This window comes from Mesorhizobium sp. M7A.F.Ca.CA.003.01.2.1 (assembly GCF_003998945.1).
Classification (GTDB): domain Bacteria; phylum Pseudomonadota; class Alphaproteobacteria; order Rhizobiales; family Rhizobiaceae; genus Mesorhizobium; species Mesorhizobium ciceri.
Genome location: NZ_RZRA01000831.1, coordinates 1 through 2,554 on the forward strand (window position 1 = coordinate 1; position 2,554 = coordinate 2,554).

At 56.2% G+C, this 2,554-nt stretch carries 4 protein-coding genes; 3 read left to right on the forward strand and 1 reads right to left on the reverse strand.

Features of this window, described 5'->3' with window-relative positions:
* The 3 genes from EN969_RS26290 to EN969_RS26300 all read left to right on the forward strand — a co-directional run.
* A partial coding sequence (locus tag EN969_RS26290) for a hypothetical protein (protein WP_206525235.1) occupies positions 1-383 on the forward strand: 383 nt, incomplete at its 5' end.
* Positions 380-1,231 carry a DUF3037 domain-containing protein gene (locus EN969_RS26295; protein WP_063168127.1) on the forward strand — a complete coding sequence of 284 codons (852 nt, stop codon included), beginning with the start codon at positions 380-382 and terminating at the stop codon, positions 1,229-1,231. The genes EN969_RS26290 and EN969_RS26295, both read left to right, overlap by 4 nt.
* A gap of 216 nt (positions 1,232-1,447) precedes the next feature.
* Entirely contained in the window at positions 1,448-2,062 is a 615-nt protein-coding gene (locus EN969_RS26300; protein WP_063168126.1) for a recombinase family protein, read from the forward strand.
* Positions 2,063-2,211: 149 nt separating this feature from the next.
* Here the strand turns inward: EN969_RS26300 and EN969_RS35615 are convergent.
* A partial coding sequence (locus EN969_RS35615) for a hypothetical protein (protein ID WP_206525236.1) occupies positions 2,212-2,554 on the reverse strand: 343 nt, incomplete at its 5' end.

Below are 2,554 nucleotides of genomic sequence, written 5' to 3' on the forward strand. Positions count from 1 at the left end.
TCCAGAATCCGGATCGACGCGACGGGAATCCCAACTGCTTGGTGAAGGGCGACAATCTGCGGATATTCGATCACGAGCTGGCTTTCATGACTGAGCAACTCCTGTTCTGGAAGCCGCCCTGGACACTAGGTGGCCTGAGTTGGGTCGGAGTGCCAGGAGCCCATATTTTCGTTGGGGGATTGAAGGGGCGGGATGTTGATTATGATCTCATCAAGGATCGCTGGGTTAACTTGTCAGATGAGGTGATTGCGAGCTATCAGACCGCAGTTCCGGACGAGTGGGCTGGCTCGGAGGCCGCCGTTCACGCAGCGCTTAAGCTAATTCGAGATGCACGAGACAACATCGACGGGTGTTTGGATGAAGTGCGGAGGATACTGAAATGAGCGATCGCCATCCCTACAACTTCATTGTCCTGCGTTATGTCCACGACATCGTAACCGGGGAGTTCGTGAACGTTGGCGTGATCTTGCATGTCTCACGTGAGGGCATCCTGAGGTGGCGCACGCGAAAGACCATAGGCCGTATCAAAAGCGTGTTCCCGGATCTCGATCGCGAGGCCTTCGTGGCTGCTATGCGGAGTGTCGAGCGGGGTATGCGTGGCGCTTCCAAGATGCTGCCCAAGGAGGGTCTGTTCAGGCAAGATCGCGGACTGGACTCCTACGCCAAGTCAATCGTACCGAATGACGACAGTTCCCTACAATGGTCACCTGTCAGCTCCGGTGTGACCAACGATCCATCGAAGACCTTCGAGCGTCTCTATGAGCGATTTGTTGGCCGCTACGATGTGACCGTGAAGGCCAGGAAGACTGACGAGGATATCTGGCGGCCCGTCCGTACCATGCTAGCCGAGCGGAATCTGAACGTGGAACTGGAAAAGAAGGTCTTATCCAGCAAAGCGGATAGTATCGAGTTCAAGCACGCATGGAAGAACGGCAGTTGGCATGCCTATGAACCGTTGTCGTTAGACTTGGCGGATGCTGATGGGATTAAGGACAAGGTCCGTCGCTGGCGTGGGCATCTTGCTGCTGTCGCAGATGACGCGCAAGAGCCGTTGAAGCTGCATTTCATTGTGGGTGCGCCAGAGAACCGTCAGCTTATGCCTGTCTACAAAAACGCGCTTGAGATCTTACGTGGCTCTCCATTCGCACCGGAGATCGTTGAGGAAACGCAGATCGCCTCATTGGTCGATGAAATCGAGGATGAAGTTCGGTCGCACAATCAGCGGATTTGATCCGTGATGGTGCAGCCTCCGCATGGCTAATCAGCAGCCATGTCGGAACGGCTCACGATCGTGAGGGGCGAGGATTAGGCACACAACTCTGTCTCGTCGAAAATCATTTGAGTATGCCTTTAGCGGACCGCGTTTTTAGGTGGTTCGATAATAACGTTTGACCACCCTAATCGTACCAGACAATATGAGACCATTCATATCGAACCGGGGCCTCATATGTTCGTCCGCGCCTATCTCCGAGCCTCAACGAAAGAGCAGGATGCCAACCGAGCCAAAGGTGACCTCCTCACGTTTGCCAAGGAACGTGGACTGCAAATCGCCGCTACCTATGTGGAGAATGAAAGCGGGGCCTCCCTCGCACGACCGGAACTCTTCCGACTCCTCTCGGATTGCCAACCAGGAGACATCCTGCTGATCGAGCAGGTGGATCGCCTCAGCAGGCTGAACGGTGCAGATTGGAATAAGCTAAAGGACGAAATTAGAGATCGACACATCAAGGTTGTCGCCCTCGACCTACCGACATCATGGGGCATGGCATCGGGGAATGCCGATGAGTTCATGTCCCGCATGGCAGACGCAATCAACAACATGATGCTCGATGTGATCGCGGCAGTCGCTAGGAAAGACTACGAGGATCGTCGGCGTAGGCAGACGCAGGGTATCGCGAAAGCCAAGAGCGAGGGAAAATATCGTGGCCGGCCTGAGGACAAGGCCCGCAATAAAGCGATCCAAAGCATGCTCACCAGCGGGCAAAGCTGGAGCACCATCATTTCGGCAACGGGATGCTCTCGGTCAACGCTGGCGAGGTTGGCAAAGGGAGTGGCGGGGTAAGACTGCCGGATGCCCGAAATTTTCGGCCGCGACATTTTGCACCCGGTTGCAAAGTCTCCCGGTGGCAGACTCATGCGAAGGGCCGTTGCGGCTTTTGTAGCTCCAAAGACGGCAGTTTCTGGGAGCATCGCGGCTAGTGTGCATTGGCTTCATTGAGTGTTCGATCTACCGAGGTGAGCCATGAAAGTCCGACAGAGCGACACGTTGTGCCGATGGATGAAGCCGGCTTCGGGGTATTCCGGCCCAGCGTAGGTCAATTCGATGTTGGACCATGTGGCCACCACCCAATCGGCGAACCTGTGTGCCTCACCGGGCGCCCCCCGCCAGTTCGTCGCTATACACTGCGCAACCGCCCGGCGCTGGTCATCCGGCCACGGTGCCGCAATGTTCGGCCAATGCTGTTCGGCAGACCGGTGTAACGTCTCCTCGATTGCCTCCAGCGTGAGCCGGACAACCGTCTGGTCAAGGGGGGACTGATTAGGGCCGGAAAGG

What these genes read in the sequence shown, in the direction of transcription:
- EN969_RS26300 (WP_063168126.1), top strand. Translation starts at nt 1,448, where the DNA reads ATGTTCGTCCGCGCCTATCTCCGAGCCTCAACGAAAGAGCAGGATGCC.
- EN969_RS26295 (WP_063168127.1), top strand. Translation starts at nt 380, where the DNA reads ATGAGCGATCGCCATCCCTACAACTTCATTGTCCTGCGTTATGTCCAC.